General features: G+C 41.4%; 15 protein-coding genes. 5 read left to right on the forward strand and 10 right to left on the reverse strand.

Features of this window, described 5'->3' with window-relative positions:
- Positions 1-111 precede the first annotated feature (111 nt).
- From AB6T38_RS02205 to AB6T38_RS02215, 3 genes are all read right to left on the reverse strand, one after another.
- Complete coding sequence (locus tag AB6T38_RS02205; protein WP_372545685.1) at positions 112-1,026, reverse strand: DUF547 domain-containing protein; 915 nt, start codon at positions 1,024-1,026, stop codon at positions 112-114.
- Positions 1,027-1,162: 136 nt separating this feature from the next.
- Positions 1,163-3,304: an FAD-dependent oxidoreductase gene (locus tag AB6T38_RS02210; RefSeq protein ID WP_372545686.1), complete on the reverse strand. Its 2,142-nt coding sequence runs from the start codon at positions 3,302-3,304 to the stop codon at positions 1,163-1,165.
- 7 nt (positions 3,305-3,311) lie between these two features.
- Positions 3,312-5,651, reverse strand: coding sequence for a TonB-dependent receptor (locus AB6T38_RS02215; protein WP_372546038.1), 2,340 nt, complete (start codon positions 5,649-5,651; stop codon positions 3,312-3,314).
- A 412-nt stretch (positions 5,652-6,063) separates the two neighbouring features.
- On the opposite strand from AB6T38_RS02215, the gene AB6T38_RS02220 reads away from it, so the two are divergent.
- Positions 6,064-6,486: a hypothetical protein gene (locus tag AB6T38_RS02220; protein WP_372545688.1), complete on the forward strand. Its 423-nt coding sequence runs from the start codon at positions 6,064-6,066 to the stop codon at positions 6,484-6,486.
- Between the two features lie 185 nt (positions 6,487-6,671).
- Here AB6T38_RS02220 and AB6T38_RS02225 read toward each other — a convergent pair whose 3' ends face one another.
- Positions 6,672-7,541 carry an EamA family transporter gene (locus tag AB6T38_RS02225; RefSeq protein WP_372545690.1) on the reverse strand — a complete coding sequence of 290 codons (870 nt, stop codon included), beginning with the start codon at positions 7,539-7,541 and terminating at the stop codon, positions 6,672-6,674.
- Between the two features lie 212 nt (positions 7,542-7,753).
- Between AB6T38_RS02225 and AB6T38_RS02230 the strand changes: the two genes are divergently transcribed.
- On the forward strand, positions 7,754-9,520 hold the full coding sequence (locus tag AB6T38_RS02230) for a DEAD/DEAH box helicase (protein ID WP_372545691.1): 1,767 nt from the start codon (positions 7,754-7,756) through the stop codon (positions 9,518-9,520).
- Between the two features lie 51 nt (positions 9,521-9,571).
- Here AB6T38_RS02230 and AB6T38_RS02235 read toward each other — a convergent pair whose 3' ends face one another.
- The 4 genes from AB6T38_RS02235 to AB6T38_RS02250 form a co-directional block, all read right to left on the reverse strand.
- Positions 9,572-11,377: a diguanylate cyclase domain-containing protein gene (locus AB6T38_RS02235; RefSeq protein WP_372545692.1), complete on the reverse strand. Its 1,806-nt coding sequence runs from the start codon at positions 11,375-11,377 to the stop codon at positions 9,572-9,574.
- A gap of 472 nt (positions 11,378-11,849) precedes the next feature.
- Positions 11,850-12,671, reverse strand: a complete 822-nt coding sequence (locus tag AB6T38_RS02240) for a zinc-dependent peptidase (RefSeq protein WP_372546039.1) — start codon at positions 12,669-12,671, stop codon at positions 11,850-11,852.
- A 260-nt stretch (positions 12,672-12,931) separates the two neighbouring features.
- Entirely contained in the window at positions 12,932-13,789 is an 858-nt protein-coding gene (gene yghU, locus AB6T38_RS02245) for a glutathione-dependent disulfide-bond oxidoreductase (protein WP_372545693.1), read from the reverse strand.
- Between the two features lie 81 nt (positions 13,790-13,870).
- Positions 13,871-14,425 carry a carboxymuconolactone decarboxylase family protein gene (locus AB6T38_RS02250; RefSeq protein WP_372545694.1) on the reverse strand — a complete coding sequence of 185 codons (555 nt, stop codon included), beginning with the start codon at positions 14,423-14,425 and terminating at the stop codon, positions 13,871-13,873.
- Positions 14,426-14,602: 177 nt separating this feature from the next.
- On the opposite strand from AB6T38_RS02250, the gene AB6T38_RS02255 reads away from it, so the two are divergent.
- The gene (locus AB6T38_RS02255; RefSeq protein ID WP_372545696.1) at positions 14,603-15,268 is read left to right on the forward strand and encodes a haloacid dehalogenase type II; all 666 of its coding nucleotides are present in this window, start codon (positions 14,603-14,605) and stop codon (positions 15,266-15,268) included.
- Between the two features lie 4 nt (positions 15,269-15,272).
- Here AB6T38_RS02255 and AB6T38_RS02260 read toward each other — a convergent pair whose 3' ends face one another.
- Positions 15,273-15,875, reverse strand: a complete 603-nt coding sequence (locus tag AB6T38_RS02260) for a TetR/AcrR family transcriptional regulator (RefSeq protein ID WP_372545698.1) — start codon at positions 15,873-15,875, stop codon at positions 15,273-15,275.
- Positions 15,876-16,267: 392 nt separating this feature from the next.
- On the opposite strand from AB6T38_RS02260, the gene AB6T38_RS02265 reads away from it, so the two are divergent.
- Together AB6T38_RS02265 and AB6T38_RS02270 are read left to right on the forward strand one after the other, a co-directional pair.
- A complete protein-coding gene (locus tag AB6T38_RS02265; protein ID WP_372545700.1) occupies positions 16,268-16,822 on the forward strand; it encodes a type 1 glutamine amidotransferase domain-containing protein in 555 nt (184 codons plus the stop codon).
- Positions 16,823-16,890: 68 nt separating this feature from the next.
- The gene (locus AB6T38_RS02270; RefSeq protein WP_372545702.1) at positions 16,891-17,571 is read left to right on the forward strand and encodes an SDR family oxidoreductase; all 681 of its coding nucleotides are present in this window, start codon (positions 16,891-16,893) and stop codon (positions 17,569-17,571) included.
- Positions 17,572-17,622: 51 nt separating this feature from the next.
- Here AB6T38_RS02270 and AB6T38_RS02275 read toward each other — a convergent pair whose 3' ends face one another.
- Positions 17,623-18,060 (reverse strand): OsmC family protein, encoded by a 438-nt coding sequence (locus AB6T38_RS02275; RefSeq protein WP_372545703.1) that lies wholly within the window; start codon positions 18,058-18,060, stop codon positions 17,623-17,625.
- Positions 18,061-18,246 lie beyond the last annotated feature (186 nt).

Below are 18,246 nucleotides of genomic sequence, written 5' to 3' on the forward strand. Positions count from 1 at the left end.
GCAAGCTGCGCTTCTTGGCTATGGGCTAATGGCCATCCGTCTGTGGAGACAAGCAACAGCATAACAATGGCCAGAAGCAAAGGATGTTTAACCGACATTATCTTGGGTACCTTAAAAGTTTGCCACATCATTTAAACGCCAATCATACTCTTTAAAGGAGATGGGGTAGTTGCCTTTTTTGATCATCTTTCTCTGCATCTGGGCGTGACTGCTGTCTACTTGGTTAGTCGAGTTTAGGCTTGGGATTAGTGCATCACTGTAAACACTTAATACGTCATACAATGAGTTAAATCCTTTATCACCTTTCTCAAAGTCTTCGCGGTACCACTTAAAAATAGATGAAAGAGAAGCTTCAATTTGTTGACCATCAATGATGATTTCATTGCGGCTCCCATCGGCTAAAAATAGCTGCATTTGACTATCCAGTTGGGCATCTAGTTGGTCCGCCTTAAAGGCTTCATTTCGCAGAGGAGGGCAGGATACCGCAGCACAGACTAATGCACCATGAATACGAGGTTCTTTAAACCATTTTCGAATCATTTCGTGCTCAATGTCATCCAAGTTGTGTGTTTTACCAAAAAGTATAAAAAATTCTTTTTTCCATGGAGAGCTAAACAAAGATCCTAGGTCACGAATGGATGTGGCATCCCCTTGTTTGAACTCATGCCAATTATCAACAATGAGTTTTAAGGTGAAACCGTTGTATGCATTGATCAAAAAGCTCAATTGTTGCGGCTCGCTCCAGTCATCAAACTGACTTTTACTGACAGCAGAAAATGTACTTAAAACGGCCTCTAAGGCGACGTTATTATTGGCAAGTTGTTGGTATTTTACACGAGTTTGTTTTTTGTCATCGGATACTTTCACCACTTGGGTCAGTAGCTGATTGAAGTTGTCATAGCGGTGATTAAAAACATCCTCAACGCCCGCCGCCTGCGACTTCAAACATACTAAAAGGGTCAATAGGACGCTTGTCACAAGGGTTTTATTGCCGATTTTTATGATTTTACTTAAAAAACTAAACATATTAATTTCCGTTAAATATCATTTTTGGGAATAACTAAAAAAAAGCAGTTAAAAGCGGCTATGATGAACTTGGTTTACAGTTTGAGCTGCCATTTACCCTAGTTCATCAAAACCGCTTGTTTATACACGCCATAGATTAGCTACGATTCCAGCTGTGAAAACGCTCAACCCACGCCAATAACTTTTCAGGTGCGTTGTTTTTCTTCCAGTTTCCTGCAACATTTTTATTGGCTTCAGCCATGGTTGGATAAATGTGAATAGTACCCAAAAGTTTATTTAATCCTAAACCATGCTTCATGGCCAACACGAACTCGGCTAATAGCTCGCCAGCGTTAGCACCAACGATAGTTGCCCCTAAAATCTTATCTTTGCCTGGTTTGGTTAACACTTTTACAAAACCGCGGGCGTGATCATCAGCCAATGCTCGGTCTAGTCCGCCAATATCATAACGAGTCACTTCCACTTCAATTCCTTTTTCCTTAGCCGCCACTTCATTTAGGCCCACTGTGGCAATTTCTGGCTCAGCAAATGTTGCCCAAGGAATTACGCTGTAATCAACCTTAAAGACTTTAAAGGGTCTAAATAAAGCATTAACGGCTGCATACCAAGCTTGATGGCTGGCAGTGTGGGTAAACTGAAAGGGACCTGCAACATCACCGGCAGCCAATATATTCGGATACTTAGTTTGTAAAAAGTCATTGGTAACAACAGTGCGGTCGGTTTCAATACCTAGTTTGTCTAAACCGAAACCTGTCAGATTGGCTTGACGGCCAACGGCAACCAGTATTTTATCAAAAGGGATACGTTCTTGTTTTCCTTCAAACTCAACCACTAACACATTGCCTTCGCTGGTGGTTTCAACTGCCATTGCACTGGTATTAAGACGTAAATCAATGCCATCTTTTTCAAGCTGAATTTGTAAATATTTAGCCGCATCAGGGTCTTCTTTACTTAATACCTGCTCGCCACGTTCTATTTGGGTTACATGGGTTCCTAATCGTCCAAATGCTTGAGAGAGCTCACAACCAATTGGGCCACCACCAAGCACGATCAAGCGCTTCGGTTGTTCCTGGATTTCCCAAAGGTTGTCGGCGGTTAAATAATCAATGTCTTTTAACCCTGGAATATCAGGCACAAACGCACGGGCACCAGTAGCGATAACAATATTCCGAGTGGTTAGGGATTGCACCCCGTCTTCGGTTTGAATATCTACCTGCCATGGAGACACTATAGTTGCATCGCCTATGGCCACATTTACGCCTAGTGACTCATATCTTTCCACTGAATCATGGGGTTCGATAGATTTAATCACGCTATGGACTTTGTTCATTACCGCTTTAAAATCGACTTTTGGTGCCTCATAAGTAACACCTGCGTTTTGAGAAGTGCGGTGGATATGCGCCAACTTACTGGCGTGTAACAAGCTCTTAGAGGGGACACAACCGGTATTCAAACAATCGCCACCCATTTTGTGACGCTCGACTAAGGTAACCTTAGCCTTAACTGCAGCAGCAATATAAGCGGTAACTAGCCCAGCAGATCCTGCGCCAATCACTATCAAATTACGATCGAATTTTTTTGGTTTTTTCCAGCCTTTATACACACGACGCTGTTGTAATGCGCTGAGCATAAATTTAGCTAGGATAGGGAAGATACCTAACAACACAAAGGATAAAATTAAATCGCCAGAAATGATGTCAGACAGTTGGTTAATTTCAACCAATTGGGTACCGGCATTCACGTATACGGCTGTACCAATTAACATTCCCACTTGGCTAACCCAATAGTAAGTCCACGTTTTAATACTGGTGACACCCATTACTAAGTTAATGATAAAGAAAGGGAATATAGGAACTAAGCGCAGACTCAATAAATAGAAAGCGCCGTCTTTTTCGATTCCTTTATCAATAGACTTGAGCTTTTTCGAGAAAGTACTTTTCACCCAGTCACGTAACAAGAAACGTGAAGCTAGGAAGGCTAAAGTTGCGCCAATACTTGAGGCAAATGATGCAAGTAACAAACCCCAACCAAAGCCAAATAAAGCACCTGCGCCTAAGGTTAGGATGGCCGCTCCTGGTACACTTAAAGCCGTTGCTACTGCATAAATAATTAAGTAGCCAAAAAATGCAACTAACCAGTTATCTTCGATGTTTCCAGCCAATGATTGTTGATTGCTTTTTAAGCTTTCTAGGGTGAGGTATTGGTTAATATCAAAGATAAAAAAGCTGGCGATTAACGCAGCGATTACAATGACCAATATTAAACGTTTACTGTTCATCTTGGATTTAAGCCTTAAAATTATAGGTGTAGGTTAACTGAACATTTCGGGGAAGTTCAGGGAAAACGAGAGTTGATCCAAAATAGCCACCCTCAAACACCGGGCGCCAATTTGTTTCGTTGGTTAAATTACGCACTTCTAAGCGCAAACTTGATTGCTCAGACAGCGCTAAAGTCGTATTAATGTTTAAGGTGATTTGATCCCGTATAAGCACTGTGGCTAAGTAGTCCAGCGGATAGCTTTTACTGTAAATAGCAGAGCCTGAGACATCCCAGCTATCGAAAATTTGATAACCTAGACTGGCTGAAATTGTTTGCTGAGGGATACCTTGCACCCGCTGATTTGAGGCCTCGAAACCGGCAAAGTTAGGTGCACCTATGCCAGTTCCTTGGATAATATCAGGGCGAGAGTTGTCAAAGGCGTCAGCCACTTGCTCAGAGTCTTGTGCACTGGCAGAGTTATCATAGCGAGCATCTAAATAGCTGTAGCCAAGATTCGCCCAAAAGGCCCTACCTTGATAAAATACCTGTGCTTCAAAACCTTTGGCGACAATACCTGTATTGCTGCCATCTCGGTTGCGTAAACTGCGGGTTTGTTCAAATACCGAAGCATCGGCATACCAGGGGGTGCCAGCAGGAGAGTATTTCAAACCCAGCTCGTAAAGGGTGTTTTCGGTTGCAAAATTCAGTGGATTAATTTTATTGTCTGCACCCAATACTGTGCCGCCGCCCATACTATTGGACGTTGCTTCGTTATAACTATAAGTCGCGTATGAGACCATAGCATCAGTGAGCTTAAAGCGGGCAGATGCAGAGCCTGAATATAACCAAGTTGAATAGGTGTCTTGGGCTGCAACTTGTCCTTGAGGTGCAAGGGCGTCTCTGGCCTCTACATCATAGTGATCTGCTCTTACCCCAATAGTGGTGCTAAAGCGCTTGCTCCATTCACTTTCCTGTTCAACAAACAAACCTGTCTGCCATGTTGTTGAATCTGTGGTGTCAGATAAAGAAAAGTCGTTGATACCATCACCGTCTATATCGTAATTTGCACCAGGAGAAACATATACACCAGGTCGCAACTCAACTAAACGTGCCTTTTGAGTGTCCGTTAATGGAATTCGACGCTGTTCAATGCTACCCAATAAATCAATGGGTAAGTCAGCTTCAGTGGTAAATTGACTGTAACCCAGAACATCGTTGTAGCGTATGTCTATACCCCAGGTGGTCTGTTGTTCTGCTCGCCAAATTGAATGCATTTCTAGCCGGTTTTGCGCACTTTTAGCGCCGTCAATTATCTCAACAAAACTGTTTTGCGCGATCTCTTCTCGGTCTAAATATTGAAAATAACTGCGATTAGTTAAACTATGGATGGAGTTCAACTCTCGGTGGTATGTGCTATGAAAAACCAAGGTTTGTGCATTGTTGATGTTATCGGGATCGGTTAACACTGTGCTGCGAGGGATCTCCACCTCAGCGGTGGGAGAAACAACAGCAAATGCACCTGGTACTTGCGAACCATTGGGTTGAACACCTTGACCGGTAATGTAGAGGCCATGATCGATTAAATTTTGTGTTGGTCGGTTAATACCAGCATTGTCAGTAAAATCCACATCATAATATTCAAAACTAATATCCCAACTTGATTTGCTATCTGGCAGCAGATGAAATGTAACGAATAAATCCTCACTTTGAAATCTGCTAAAGTCATAATAACTATCATTATCGATATATTCAGCGCTCACCCGCAGGGCACTTTTGCCTTCTTCAATGACGGTATTTACATCTAGCTGACCACGGTAATGCTGCCAGCTACCGGCATTGGCTTGGAATTTAATTTCAGTGCCAGATAACGAAGCAACTTTGTTGTTTAAATTAACAAAACCGCCGTTTCTTTGGCTACTTCCTAAAATGACCGAAGGAGCACCTTTTACTACGTCAATTTGGCCCACACTGTTAAATGATAGCGGGATCCCAAAACCATTATTACCGGCTTGACGACGCATGCCTTGTTGAAATAATTCACCTAATTGCCCGCGAATTGTGGGCAAGCTAGGAGCACCAAATCCACTTGCAGAATAAGTGTTCGGGACTAGGGTTAGCACGTCTTGCAAATCATCAATGGACAGTTGTTCTAGCATATCAGCAGAAATGGACGATACAGAACGGGCAATTTCCGTTAAGTTTTTGTCTTTTCCAAAGGGGCCATCAATGACTGCGTTTTTTGGAGACAAAACTATAGCCGGTTGCGCCTCGCCAGTAACTACTACATGCTCAATATTGTTGTCTTGGGCTGCTACGGGGTAACTCAATACTAAACTCACACCCACTAATAACTGTTGTGATTTAATCACTATTCCTGTTCCTATATTTAATCTCTCTGAGCCAAGAGACCCAGCGGTTTCGATTTTTATTGCATACTAACTCCAAATAATTGGAAATGTGCTCATTTATATAAAAAAATCATCATTTCTAACATGAGTTAAAAATGATGATTTTGTGTTGTTCATAGGCTAGGTGGCTTCGATATATCTATTTTGTACAAATAACTTTTCATGTTGTTGGTCTCTAAAGATGTATGACTTATCGATAAAGTTCTGTTGAATTAAAAAAAGCTGAAATAAAAAATAAAAACCTCGGTCTGATGGTATTCCTGATCTCAGGTAAACGGCGCTAGAAAGGCTGAAATATCATCTACGTCAAACAATACGTCGATTAACGACGTTGAATAAATATAATTAATTGTGTAACTAAGGAATTAATATGAGTGAAGCTCTTCCTAACGAAATTCGCAGCCGCCTACAGTGGTCTCTTTTATCCCTACGACTAGGCGTTTTCCTAGTTATGTTTGTTTGGACATTAGATAAGTTCGTTAACCCTGGGCACAGTATTAGGATTTTCGAACATTTTTATTCTATAGCGGGAATGGGTGAAACCATGGCTTATGTGTTGGGCGTATTTCAACTTATTTTGGTATTCGCTTTTTTAGCCGGTGTTCAAAAGCGTATTACTTACGGATTAATTTTCTTGCTTCACGGCGGTTCTACTTTATCTGCGGTGAGTCAATATATGGACGCTTTCAATAATCTCTTGTTTTTTGCTGCATGGCCAATGTGGGCAGCATGTTTCGCGCTATATTTGTTGCGTACAGAAGACACTAAGTTCACCTTGGCCAAGCTAGGGTAAACTCGGATTTAAATTATCACTGCTATTTAAAGCAAAGTAACAGTGTTATTTATTTTCGAAGGAAGTGAAGTCGAAAATACGACGACTTCGCTTTAATTCGAACGCAAGGCCGTTGATAATTGATTTTAACGGCTGTGCTTCCGAGCGATTACTCACCAGCAGCTCACAAAATTCTATCTAACCTTTTACATTCCCATCTCAACGGCTTTTTTAGGGGTTAAACTACTGCCTATCGAGGCAATGATAACCAAACCAATGGCTGTCCACTGCAAGAAGCTTAGTTGTTCACTTAAAATAACAAAACCCGCCAAAGCAGCAATCGCCGGCTCTAAACTCATCAGCACGCTAAAGGTTTGTGTTTGCATATTTCGCAAAGCGACCATTTCCAAGGAGTAAGGCAAGGCACTGGATAATATCCCCACCAATAAGCCAAGGGGTAAAACTTGCCAAGCAAATAAGCCTAAACCTTGGTTTACCGCTCCAATTGGCACAATGACAATAGCGGCTACTGTCATGCCTAACGCGACAGTAATACCTCCTGACGCTTTCTTACCTGTACGAGTGCCAAACAAGATATAACCAGCCCAGCAGGCTCCGGCTCCTAACGCCATTAATGAGCCTGTAAGATCCAGTCCTTGTGCGCTGGCTAAATCAGGTACTAGCAGAACAATTCCAGCTATGGCAAAAGCAACCCAAAGTAGATCGCTTTTTCGTTTAAACCCAAATAAAGCGACGGCTAAAGGACCAGTAAACTCAAGAGCCACGGCTATCCCCAAAGGAATACGTTCTATAGCGAGGTAAAACAGGATATTCATGCCACCTAAACACAGGCCGTAAATAATAATACTTTGCCAATCTTGCCCCTGAGGTAGAGCTCGCCAAGGACGAAATACTAACCAAAGTACCGCAGCTGCAAAACCTAAACGCAATGCAGTGGTGCCATCTGGCCCAACTAAAGGAAAAAGTTGTTTTGCTAAAGACGCGCCAGATTGAATTGTTACCATAGCGAGTAAAACACAGCTTACGGCAGTCAGCACTACACGATTAATTTGCATCTATAATATGTCCAAATAACCAATGTTCGAAGTGCTGGCATTCTACCTGAGGTAACTTAAAACCGGCAGAAATTATTACACTAAAATGCAAGCTTGAGTCGAATTAAAAGGTGAATGGCCTTGGCATCTATAATTTGTAAAACACCTTGGGCTCTATGGTATTCTATGGGCAATATTTACAGTTCCTTCACCCAATCACTATTCTAAACATCATGAGCCAAGCATTTATATTACGAGACTACCAAACTCAAGCTGTTAAGGCGTGCATAAAGCACTTTCGTCACAGTGATGAGCCTGCGGTGGTTGTATTACCTACAGGAGCGGGTAAAAGTTTAGTGATTGCAGAGTTGAGTCGGATGGCAAAAGGTCGAGTGATTTGCCTTGCTCATGTAAAAGAATTAGTTGAGCAAAATCATCAGAAACTTCTTGCCGCGGGGTCGCCAGCAGGTGTTTTTTCGGCGGGCTTAGGCCAAAAAAATACAACAGCCAAAACAGTTTTTGCCAGTATTCAGTCACTTTATGCTAACTTAGACGGGTTTCAAGAGCCCGCCAGCCTGATTATTATTGATGAATGCCACCGAGTGGGTATGGACGAAAGCGCGCAATATCACAAAACCTTGGCGCACTTTCGCACCCTAAACCCTAGGGTAAAGGTGCTTGGCTTAACCGCTACACCTTACCGGTTAGGAAGCGGTTGGATTTATCAGCAGCATTACCACGGTTTTACGCGGCCATGTACTATCTCTTTTTTTAAAAAGTGTATTTTCGAATTACCACTACAGCAGATGGTAAAAAAGGGCTATTTAACCCCGCCTATTCATTTTGATGCAGCCATTGCCCATTATGACTTTAGTTTGTTAACTGAAAGTTTAGACGGTGAACAAAATACCGATGATATTGCTTTAAATGAACTCATCCACAAACACCCACGGGTGACCCAAGCGATTACTGAACAAATACTGCAGCTTAGCCAAGACCGTCAAGGTGTGATGATTTTTGCCGCAACCATTGATCATGCAAAAGAAATCAGCGGTTATTTGCCTGCAGAGCAAACGGCCTTGATCACCGGTACCACCAAATTAAAACAACGTGATGACCTAATAACTGCGTTCAAAGCCAAAAAAATTAAGTACCTAGTGAATGTATCTGTATTGACGACAGGTTTTGATGCGCCCCATGTGGATGTGATTGCTATTTTGCGTCCCACTCAATCCATTAGTTTATTTCAACAAATTGTTGGTCGCGGTTTGCGTCTGAGTCCTGGGAAAAAGGACTGCTTAGTATTGGATTACACTAACAATGGTTACAATATTTTTCAGCCTGAAATTGGCGAAAAGAAACCCACACAAGATTCAGTTGCTGTTCAAATCCATTGTCCGCAATGCGGGTTTGCCAACGCATTTTGGGGCAGAAAAGACATTGATGGTAATATTCTTGAGCACTTTGGGCGTCGATGCCAAGGCTTGGTGGAAAGTCCGGAAGGCATAGGTGCAGAGTCACAATGTACTTACCGTTTTCGTTTCAAAAACTGTCCTTATTGTAACCAAGAAAACGATATTGCCGCCAGACAATGCCTGCACTGCTCAGAGAAATTAATTGATCCCGATGATGCGTTAAGAAAAGCGTTAAATTTAAAAAACAATAAAGTACTGCGCTGTGCAGCCATTACCCCTGAGATTATCTGGGCAGATAAGTGCTTAAAAATTACCTATCACGACGAAGACGGCCTCACGTTATCGGAAACTTTCCGTTTTAATTACAAAAATTCAAGGCAAACCTTTAACGAGCTGTTTGCACGAAGAATCGCTAACGCAAGTCAATCAGTTCAATTCCAGTCGCTTGAAGAACTACAGGAGTTTTTACCTTACCTGCCAGTGCCTGACTTTGTGATAGCCAAAATGCAAAAACATCATTGGCAAGTGAGCCAACGTTTATTTGATTACGAGGGGCCTTACCGAAAGGCCAATGAGCTTGGTTAACTTGCACTGCACACTGATAGTTAAGCACTGACTCTGCAGTTTTTAGTTATTTTACACCTTAGGGCTTGGCTGACTTTGATTGCGGCCATTTTCTTTCGCTATATATAGTTGTTTATCTGCCTGACTTATTAACTTATCTAAATTGTCATTTGCGGAGGGAACTATAGATGCAAACCCCACACTCAGGGTAATATACGTATAACCATTTATGTTATCGCGTTGAATATTTTCTTCAATCACCGCTTTGCGAATTTTTTCTGCGATTTCTCGTGCGCCTTTTTCATCTGTTTGCGGCAATACTAATATAAACTCCTCGCCGCCATAACGAGCAAGCAAATCCGTTGGACGTTGAACCTGCTTCAAAATACAGGATGCCACCCTAATTAAGGCATCATCGCCTTGCTGGTGGCCATAGTTATCATTGAATGTTTTGAAGTGATCAACATCACACAAAATTAGTGATAGAGGAGACTGCTGACGCACCGCTAATGCCCACTGTCGAGCATAGGTTTCATCAAAAACTCGTCGATTGGCAATGCCAGTTAAGGGATCTTTTTGAGAAAGTGCTAACAAACGAGTATTGGCTTTTTCCAGTTCTGTTGTCCGTTCAACAACTCGTTGCTCTAATTGTGAAATAGAAATAATCTGAGATCTGGCTAAACGCGCCAAGCTCGAAGACAAGTGTCTTACTTCAGGTATAAAGCTTTGTTGAAAGGGGGCTTTTTCTAATTCGTTCAACGCGCCGTCTAAGGCCATATTGCTGATATTTTCAATGGGTTTGGCAATAAGTTTTGTGACTGTAGCTCCTAAGACAATCATAGCTAATAGAGTCGCTAGGATGAGAATAATCGTATCTGAAGTTTTACCTTTTATGGTTGATATAGTCACATCAAGTGGTTGTAAAACAGCCAGTTTCCAAACTTTTTCATAACCTAACTGAATGTCTTTAGATGTAAAAATATAATCGCGACCATGCAATTCAATCAGTTGCTCAGGGGAATTGAGTTGTAAAAATACGGCCAACTCTTTTAGTAATTTGCTTGGGTGATTGTCTAACGTGAAACGCGTGTTTGTTACAGGGTCCGCAACCAAGTAGTTTTCGTTTGTTGATGCCAGTAAAGTTCCATCTTGCTCAAACAAAAACGCAATACTTTCATTTTTCAATTTGAGTTTACGTATGTAATTACTAAGGCTATTTAAACTCATATCTACGGCGGCAACAGCTACGGGCACATTTTGATCATTGATTATGGCTTGAGAGAAACTTATCGCATATTTTTTGCTTTCAAGATACTGGTACACGTTGCCCCAGCATGGTGTTTGTGGTTGGGATATAGCACATCGCATAAAAGGTCGAGTGCGGGGATCATAAGGGCCAATATCCTTCGCCAATATACTGGGCATGTCTTTATCATTTACCAGATAACCCTGTAGGTGTCCCTTATCATTTTTGATATTAGTGGCAATTTCTAAGGAGTTACTGCGTAAAGGTGGTCTCGAAGCTGCGAGATAGCGGCCATCATTGAATGCTAAGGTAACAAAGTTAAGCTGATCAGATTGGCGTAGCTGGCTAAGCAGCCATGGTGAGTTACTGATTGGATTTTCGCTAGAAAGTACTCTTTTGTTCAGCGCTGTAGCGTTATTTAACACCAAGGTAGGCATGATTTCCATCATGTTCGTTACATAACTTTCAACATGTTGACTAATTAAATCATTGAAAGTGTGAGCCATCTCCACAGCAACAGCACGGTTGTTGTTGTATGACACTACAGCGAAAACGCCAGTCGCAATGATAAGCAAACACGTAAATGGCACTATGATTAAAATGCGTAGTGGCAAAGAGCCTGGTATTTTCATTATAAATTAATATCTTTGTGTAGTTGGAACTTATCTAGTTAGTTGGTTATCACATTAGTTCCATATGCTTATGACGTTATAAAGAGATTCTTGACAGTATTAATTGGTGGTGAAGAATAAACATCTTATTTAAGCGTATTATAAACGACGCTATTTAAAAGTATAAGGATTAACCGCAAAAAAAAACATGGCTAACTGCATTATTTTCACTCCCCAGGTATGAATAAACAACACAACCTTTATCTAACCAAAACCATGTCAATCACTAAGGGCGGAGACTAACGGAATTTGCCTGAGAAAAATATTACACGTTAGTCGAATGTTTTTACTTAATGATGCATAAAATGTCTCTTAGACGATAAGCAATAGGGCGCGCATCTTTGTCATTTAAATAGGTATTTACACTGCAAGCATTATTAACAGCGGGATGTATTTGAACACAAACTCATTATCAAAGGTAAAACACAGTGGATTACCAAAGGCTAGGGTCTACCCGATAAAATAAACTCAGTTGTTGATAAAGTTTGGGATGCTCATGTTTGAGTTGCTTGGACTTTTCAAAAAATACTTCGCTCGATACGGCAAAAAATTCTGCGGGATTGGTCGCTCCATAATAATCAAAAATTGAGTGTGTTCCGCTATGAGCATGATGTTTAAGTTGTTCAAATTGGTCTGAGAAAACGTCGGCCCAACAGGCGTAACTTTGATCTTTTCCCAAGATTGGCGCGCCATCAACTAAGCCGTCTTCTTGGTCTAGTTGATGGGCAAATTCATGGATCACCACATTATGACCATCGTCAGGTACATACGCACCATCTATGGTATCTTGCCAAGACAACACTATTTTGCCGTATCCCCAGGATTCCCCAGACATGGCGACCTTCTGACTGAAATGTACACCATCCGAACTGCGACTTTGTTGCTGTTTAGCAAAGGCGCGAGGATAAACCAAGATAGTGCGCAATTTCGGGTAATAGTCGGTTTTACGATTGAGTAATAGCAAACAAGCTTGGGCAGCAATGGTCACTTTAATCTCGTCGTTAATAACAACACCATTGCAGCCGACAAAGTTTTTTTCGGATAAAAAAATCTGGATGTGTTGTTTTAATTGCAACTGTAAATCCGCAGGCATTTTTCTAAAGTAGGGCATTCTTTGTAGCAGGATTTTTCGCCAATACTTGGCAAAGGGCACCGCGCTGACTTTTTTTCGTTTGTAGTCACGCCAATAGGGCTTACCTATTATGACGGCAATAATGATAGCACCAATTAACATCGGTATTAAAATAGGCAGCATGGGGATCTTTGGAAAATTGTCTTCACTGATAAATAGGGCTTGGCTCAATGCTTTTCAAGGATTAGCTAAACGTTATCCATCGTAACTATCCAGATGTCTGACTATTAATCTTGGGAAATTGGCGCTTTGGTGGTTGATTATCCAGCCTGCGGGCTAGAGGATTCTTTCTTAGGAGGAGGATTTCAGCGGGTATTTGTTAAAAAGCCAAACAACAAAAATGCTGTTTGGCTTTTCAATCATTGATTTTATCAACCTAAAGCTTATGTCGGTTTGAGGGCTAGAATCTTGTCAATATCTTCCGCACTATGACGGTTTTCAAGGTGTTCCCAAGCTTCTCCCCAGTCACGATTGACGATGCGACCACGTTGCACTGAAGGGCGGGCTAATATTGCTTTTGCCCAGCGCTGCACATGGCTGTAATCGTCAACTTGCAGAAAATCCTTAGCATCGTATAGGTTACCCAAAACAAGGTTGCCGTACCATGGCCATGTGGCTATATCTGCAATGCTTAATTCGTCACCAGCGAGAAATTCATTTTTAGCTAACTGCTTGTCTAACACGTCAAGTTGGCGTTTGATTTCCATGGTGAAGCGATTGATTGGATATTCAAACTTCTCCGGAGCATAGCTATAGAAGTGACCAAAACCGCCCCCTAAATAAGGCGCTGAGCCGTGTAACCACATTAACCAATTTGTTACTTGAGTGTGCTTAATCACATCTTTAGGCAACAACACATCAAACTTTTCTGCCAAATACACAAGAATTGAGGCAGACTCAAATACCGCCAGTGGCTCTTCAAAGGAGTGGTCTAGCAAGGCTGGAATTTTCGAATTGGGATTAACGGCCACAAAACCAGATGAAAATTGATCACCTTCACCGATCTTAATCATATGCGCGTCGTATTCTGCATCTTTACCCAATGCCAATAACTCTTCGAGCATAATGGTTACCTTTTGCCCATTTGGAGTGCCCATTGAGTATAACTGCAATGGATGCTTGCCCACTGGTAACGCTTTTTCGTGAGTAGCACCTGAAACTGGGCGGTTAATACTCGCCCATTTCCCACCATTTTCAGCGTCATGAGTCCAAACATCGGGTGGGGTATATTGTTTATCCATTATTATCACTCCTAGTGTAAATTAAGCTATGTACGGGGAGCGTAATTAAACCCTAACCTATTTATTTAAGGTTTATGATCTTTACGCTTTTTTAGACCATGCAAATTTTTCGAAAGGCTGGTCAACTGGGGTACTAGCGATATGGTTAGTGTAGTTACTAATCACTTTTTGCGACAAAGCTAAAATAATTTCTAACACTTGCTGCTCACCGTAACCAGCTGCGTAGAATTTGTCTAAATCTGCTTGAGATACAATGCCACGGTTACGCACAATAGTGATGGTTGTATCAAACAAAGTCTGCAACTTAGAGTTTGGCATTGCTTCCTGGTTACGCAAAGCTTCCGTCAATTCTGCAGTAACTCCCATTGAGTTTGCGATAAAGGTATGCGCGGGAACACAATAACCACAACCATGCTCTACATTGATGGCCTGCCAAACAACGGTAAGCTCATCTGCATTAAAGGAGGTATCCATAAATAATTGATGCAATCTTTGGTACGCCTCTAGGGTTTGAGGAGAACTTGCTAAAACGCCATGAAGATTAGGCAGCATGCCAAAACCTTTTACTGAATTTTCTAATAAAGGTTTACTGTCAGTTGGAGCAGATTCAATTGTGTGAATAGTTAATGTAGTCATTATAAGTTCCTTAAAATTTCATTTGTACCGATTGGTACGGATTGCTTGGTTTGCATTGTACCGACCGGTACGTTAAAGTCAACGGTGATTGCTAGAATATTTGTTTAGTAAGCTTATTTCGTCTTGCAAAGATAACTTAAGTGGCTAAATCTATTGGTAAAAACAGGGCGGGGTAGTATGAAAGTGAATTTGGCATTTGATGTTTACGGCACATTGATAGACACCCAAGGAGTGTTAGAACAGTTAAAAACCCTGGTTGGGAATAAGGCACAGTTGTTTTCTGATACGTGGAGAACAAAACAATTAGAATACTCGTTTAGACGGGGCTTGATGAGTCGTTACGTGCCGTTTTCCATTTGCACTCAAGATGCCTTGAACTTCACCTGTGATTTACTCAATATCAGTTTAACGGCGTTGCAAAAACAGCAACTTTTAAAACAATATGGTTGTTTACCTGCCTTTGATGATGTCGCAATTGCCTTGCCTAAATTGGCACAAAAGTATCGATTAATTGCCTTTTCCAATGGTGAGTCTGATTCGGTTCAAGGCCTACTTGAACAGGCTGAAATTGCAGATTATTTTCATGCTGCAGTGAGTGCCGATGAAATTAAAACTTTTAAGCCGGATCCGCAGATATATCAACATTTGTTAAATAGAATTGATGCAACAGCCCAAGACACTTGGTTGATATCCAGTAACCCATTTGATGTAATCGGCGCTAAGTCAAATGGTTTGCATGCCGCATGGTTAAAACGCAGTGCTACTGCGGTTTTCGATCCTTGGGGAGTAGAGCCTGATATTGAAATTAGCCAATTAGATGAGTTACTGCATAGCCTTGATTAGGTAATTAATGCAGTCCTATACCGTTAATAATAGTATCTATTGAGCGTGCAAGTTCTTCTTTACTGATACCGGAACGGGCCATTGATGCTGTTCCTTTTAGCATGGTGTATAGACTAAGACCGTTGGTATGGGCATTGTGATTTAAGCCTAACTCAATAGCTTCAGGATCGTGCTCAAATAAATCTGTGTACAATTGCATGGGCATGGCTTCAGCTTCGACTAGGATCTGTTCCGCCTCTTTGGGGATAACGCCACTGATGATTTCAGATTGGCAGAGCACTAAATAACATCCCTTCACTTGATCGGAACTACATTGCATATCAACAATCGACATCATATGGTTTTTAAGGCGTTGCTTTAATGGCACCCCTGCCTCAAACAATAGCTCAACATGGGCTTTCATTTTGGTTTCAATGTAGCGTTGGGTGGTCTTCACAAATAGTGACTCTTTGTTACCAAACGCACGATACATGCTTGGCTTACTAATGCCCATGCCATCAGTTAAATCCATGAGAGATGCACCGATGTAACCTTTCTGCCAAAAAACATGCATGGCGGCATCCAGTGCAGCGTCGGAATCAAATTCTCGTTTACGACCGCTTGCCATTACTTTTACCTATAAAATGAATCGATACTTATTATACCACTCGGTACGGAAAATTGAAGGGGTAAACGTTCGTCACGATATTTTACCTGCTCTAATCATGAAATTAGTCTGAAAAAACAGGCTAGAAGAATAACAATGGAATACCACTTAGGGTAAGTAGGCGGCAGGGTAACAATGTGAAAATCTTACAAAGTTAATTGACGAAACCACAGGAAAAACTGATTTAGCTAACGTTACCTTATTAGGGAAACCCTCACACTACTTATTTTTAGTGGGTTGGAGGTAACTCTATGTGTTGGTATAGGTGTTGCACCTCATATTCTGTTTCTGCAGAAGTTTGCTGTTAATAAATGAACTTTTGCATATTAATTAACCGAGTAATTGGAGAAATTATGTCAAACAGTACTATGTTAAATACTAAAACCCTTGCCATTATTGCCACCCATGGTTTTGAACAAAGTGAATTGTTGGATCCAAAAACTGAGCTCGAAGCGAGAGGCGCAATCACTCATGTCATTTCTATTAACGGTAATGAGACCATACGGGGCTGGGACGAAAAAGACTGGGGTGAAGAAGTTAAAGTCGATAAACAAATCGAACACGCCAATATCAATGATTATGACGCAGTTATTTTGCCGGGCGGACAGATGAATCCAGATATTCTTCGTACCGATCCTAAAGTGGTGAATTTCATTAAATCAGCGGATCAAGAAAGTCAGATCAAAGCCATAGCGGCTATTTGTCACGGTCCTTGGTTATTGGCCGAAGCTAACATTATTAAAGGCAAAAAAGTGACTTCATACCCCAGCATTAAAACAGATTTAAAAAATGCCGAGGCGAACTGGCAAGATTATGAAACCGTAGTGGATGGTAAGTTGATCACCAGTCGTAATCCGGATGATATCCCTGCTTTCATAGAAGCGATTAGCGAAAAATTACTGAATTAATAGTTGATTGGCTTACAAAGCATGTGAGTGATCAGGTTACTTTCGTTTGAAGTATAGGAGATATTTTAATGGCTGAAGAAAAAGTGGTATTGATAACGGGGGCGTCTAGTGGAATAGGCGCCGCAACAGTCGAAAAGGTGGTTAAAGCCGGACATAAAGCAGTGATAACCGCGCGCAGCATTGATAAATTAAAGGATATTGCAAAAAAGTGGGGCGAAGAACAGGTTTTACCTGTTAAAGCCGATGTCACTAATTTGTCCGAAATAGAAGGTGTTGTGAACCAAGCTATCGATAAGTTTGGTCGCTTAGATGTCGTGTTTGCAAATGCTGGAACGGGTTCTAAAGCTGCCGGTATTGAACAAGGCGATGTCAAAGACTGGAAGACCATGTTGGACGTGAATATTAATGCATTGTTATTTACTGCCAAAGCTAGTTTGCCTTATTTACGCAAAACCCAAGGACACTTTATTATTACCAGTTCAATTGCCGGAAAGATTACCCTCAAGGGCTCGGTATACGGTGCCTCTAAGTGGTTCGCTTACGGCTTTGGTAAAAACCTTGCGGAAGAAATGGCGCAGTGGAATGGGCGTTGTACTACTATCTGCCCGGGTATGGTTAATACACCATTTTTTGATGAAGCTAAGCCGGATAAACTCGACCCCAGTGATGTTGCTGATGCAGTGCTTTATGCCATCTCAGCAAACCCACGATGTGATATTAGAGAAGTGTGTTTGATGCCAACTCATTAACATCAGCAATAGGTAGCCCAAGGGCTACCTCTCTTGACGATTGTGGCAAACTTAATTGCCTTTAAAAGATGTGATATCCAGGGTGATATCGCAGTTTAATAATTTTGAAATTGGACAATTTAACTTCGCTTCCACTGCTACTTTTTCGAAATCAGCTTCATCCATCCCCGGTACTTGCGCATCTAAGGTTATTTCAGATTTGCTGATTGAAAAGCCATCATCGTCTTTCACCAATGTTATTGCCGCTTTGGTTTCTAAAGTGCCTTTTTTAAAGCCCTGTTCTGACAAACTCATTGATAAGGCCATGGTAAAACACGAAGCCTGAGCGACGGCGATTTGTTCTTCTGGATTTGTACCAGACGTATCCTCAAATCGAGTATTAAATCCGTAGGGATGATCTTGCAATGCTCCCGATTCCATTGATACATGACCTTTACCGTCTTTTCCTAGCCCTTCATATTTTGCGGTTGCCCATTTAACAATTGCCATTTTATGCTCCTTAATCGAAACGCTGTTAGCGTATATTTAAAATGTCCGCAGAGCTGAGAATACTCTCAATATCTTTAGACCTGTATTACAAACATTGAACTAAGCAAGGCTTATTCCATTTAACCAAACTCGCTTTTGCACAGGGCGGCAGGCGTTTGGTGTTTATTAGATGGGAAATTTAATCCG

It is taken from the genome of Aliiglaciecola sp. SL4 (assembly GCF_041538045.1).
In the GTDB taxonomy this organism is placed as follows: Bacteria; Pseudomonadota; Gammaproteobacteria; order Enterobacterales; family Alteromonadaceae; genus Aliiglaciecola.

Coding starts and splice junctions, on each gene's coding strand:
- AB6T38_RS02205 (WP_372545685.1), bottom strand. CDS start 1,026: ATGTTTAGTTTTTTAAGTAAAATCATAAAAATCGGCAATAAAACCCTT.
- AB6T38_RS02210 (WP_372545686.1), bottom strand. CDS start 3,304: ATGAACAGTAAACGTTTAATATTGGTCATTGTAATCGCTGCGTTAATC.
- AB6T38_RS02220 (WP_372545688.1), top strand. CDS start 6,064: ATGAGTGAAGCTCTTCCTAACGAAATTCGCAGCCGCCTACAGTGGTCT.
- AB6T38_RS02225 (WP_372545690.1), bottom strand. CDS start 7,541: ATGCAAATTAATCGTGTAGTGCTGACTGCCGTAAGCTGTGTTTTACTC.
- AB6T38_RS02230 (WP_372545691.1), top strand. CDS start 7,754: ATGAGCCAAGCATTTATATTACGAGACTACCAAACTCAAGCTGTTAAG.
- AB6T38_RS02235 (WP_372545692.1), bottom strand. CDS start 11,377: ATGAAAATACCAGGCTCTTTGCCACTACGCATTTTAATCATAGTGCCA.
- AB6T38_RS02240 (WP_372546039.1), bottom strand. CDS start 12,671: ATGCTGCCTATTTTAATACCGATGTTAATTGGTGCTATCATTATTGCC.
- yghU (WP_372545693.1), bottom strand. CDS start 13,789: ATGGATAAACAATATACCCCACCCGATGTTTGGACTCATGACGCTGAA.
- AB6T38_RS02250 (WP_372545694.1), bottom strand. CDS start 14,425: ATGACTACATTAACTATTCACACAATTGAATCTGCTCCAACTGACAGT.
- AB6T38_RS02255 (WP_372545696.1), top strand. CDS start 14,603: ATGAAAGTGAATTTGGCATTTGATGTTTACGGCACATTGATAGACACC.
- AB6T38_RS02260 (WP_372545698.1), bottom strand. CDS start 15,875: ATGGCAAGCGGTCGTAAACGAGAATTTGATTCCGACGCTGCACTGGAT.
- AB6T38_RS02265 (WP_372545700.1), top strand. CDS start 16,268: ATGTCAAACAGTACTATGTTAAATACTAAAACCCTTGCCATTATTGCC.
- AB6T38_RS02270 (WP_372545702.1), top strand. CDS start 16,891: ATGGCTGAAGAAAAAGTGGTATTGATAACGGGGGCGTCTAGTGGAATA.
- AB6T38_RS02275 (WP_372545703.1), bottom strand. CDS start 18,060: ATGGCAATTGTTAAATGGGCAACCGCAAAATATGAAGGGCTAGGAAAA.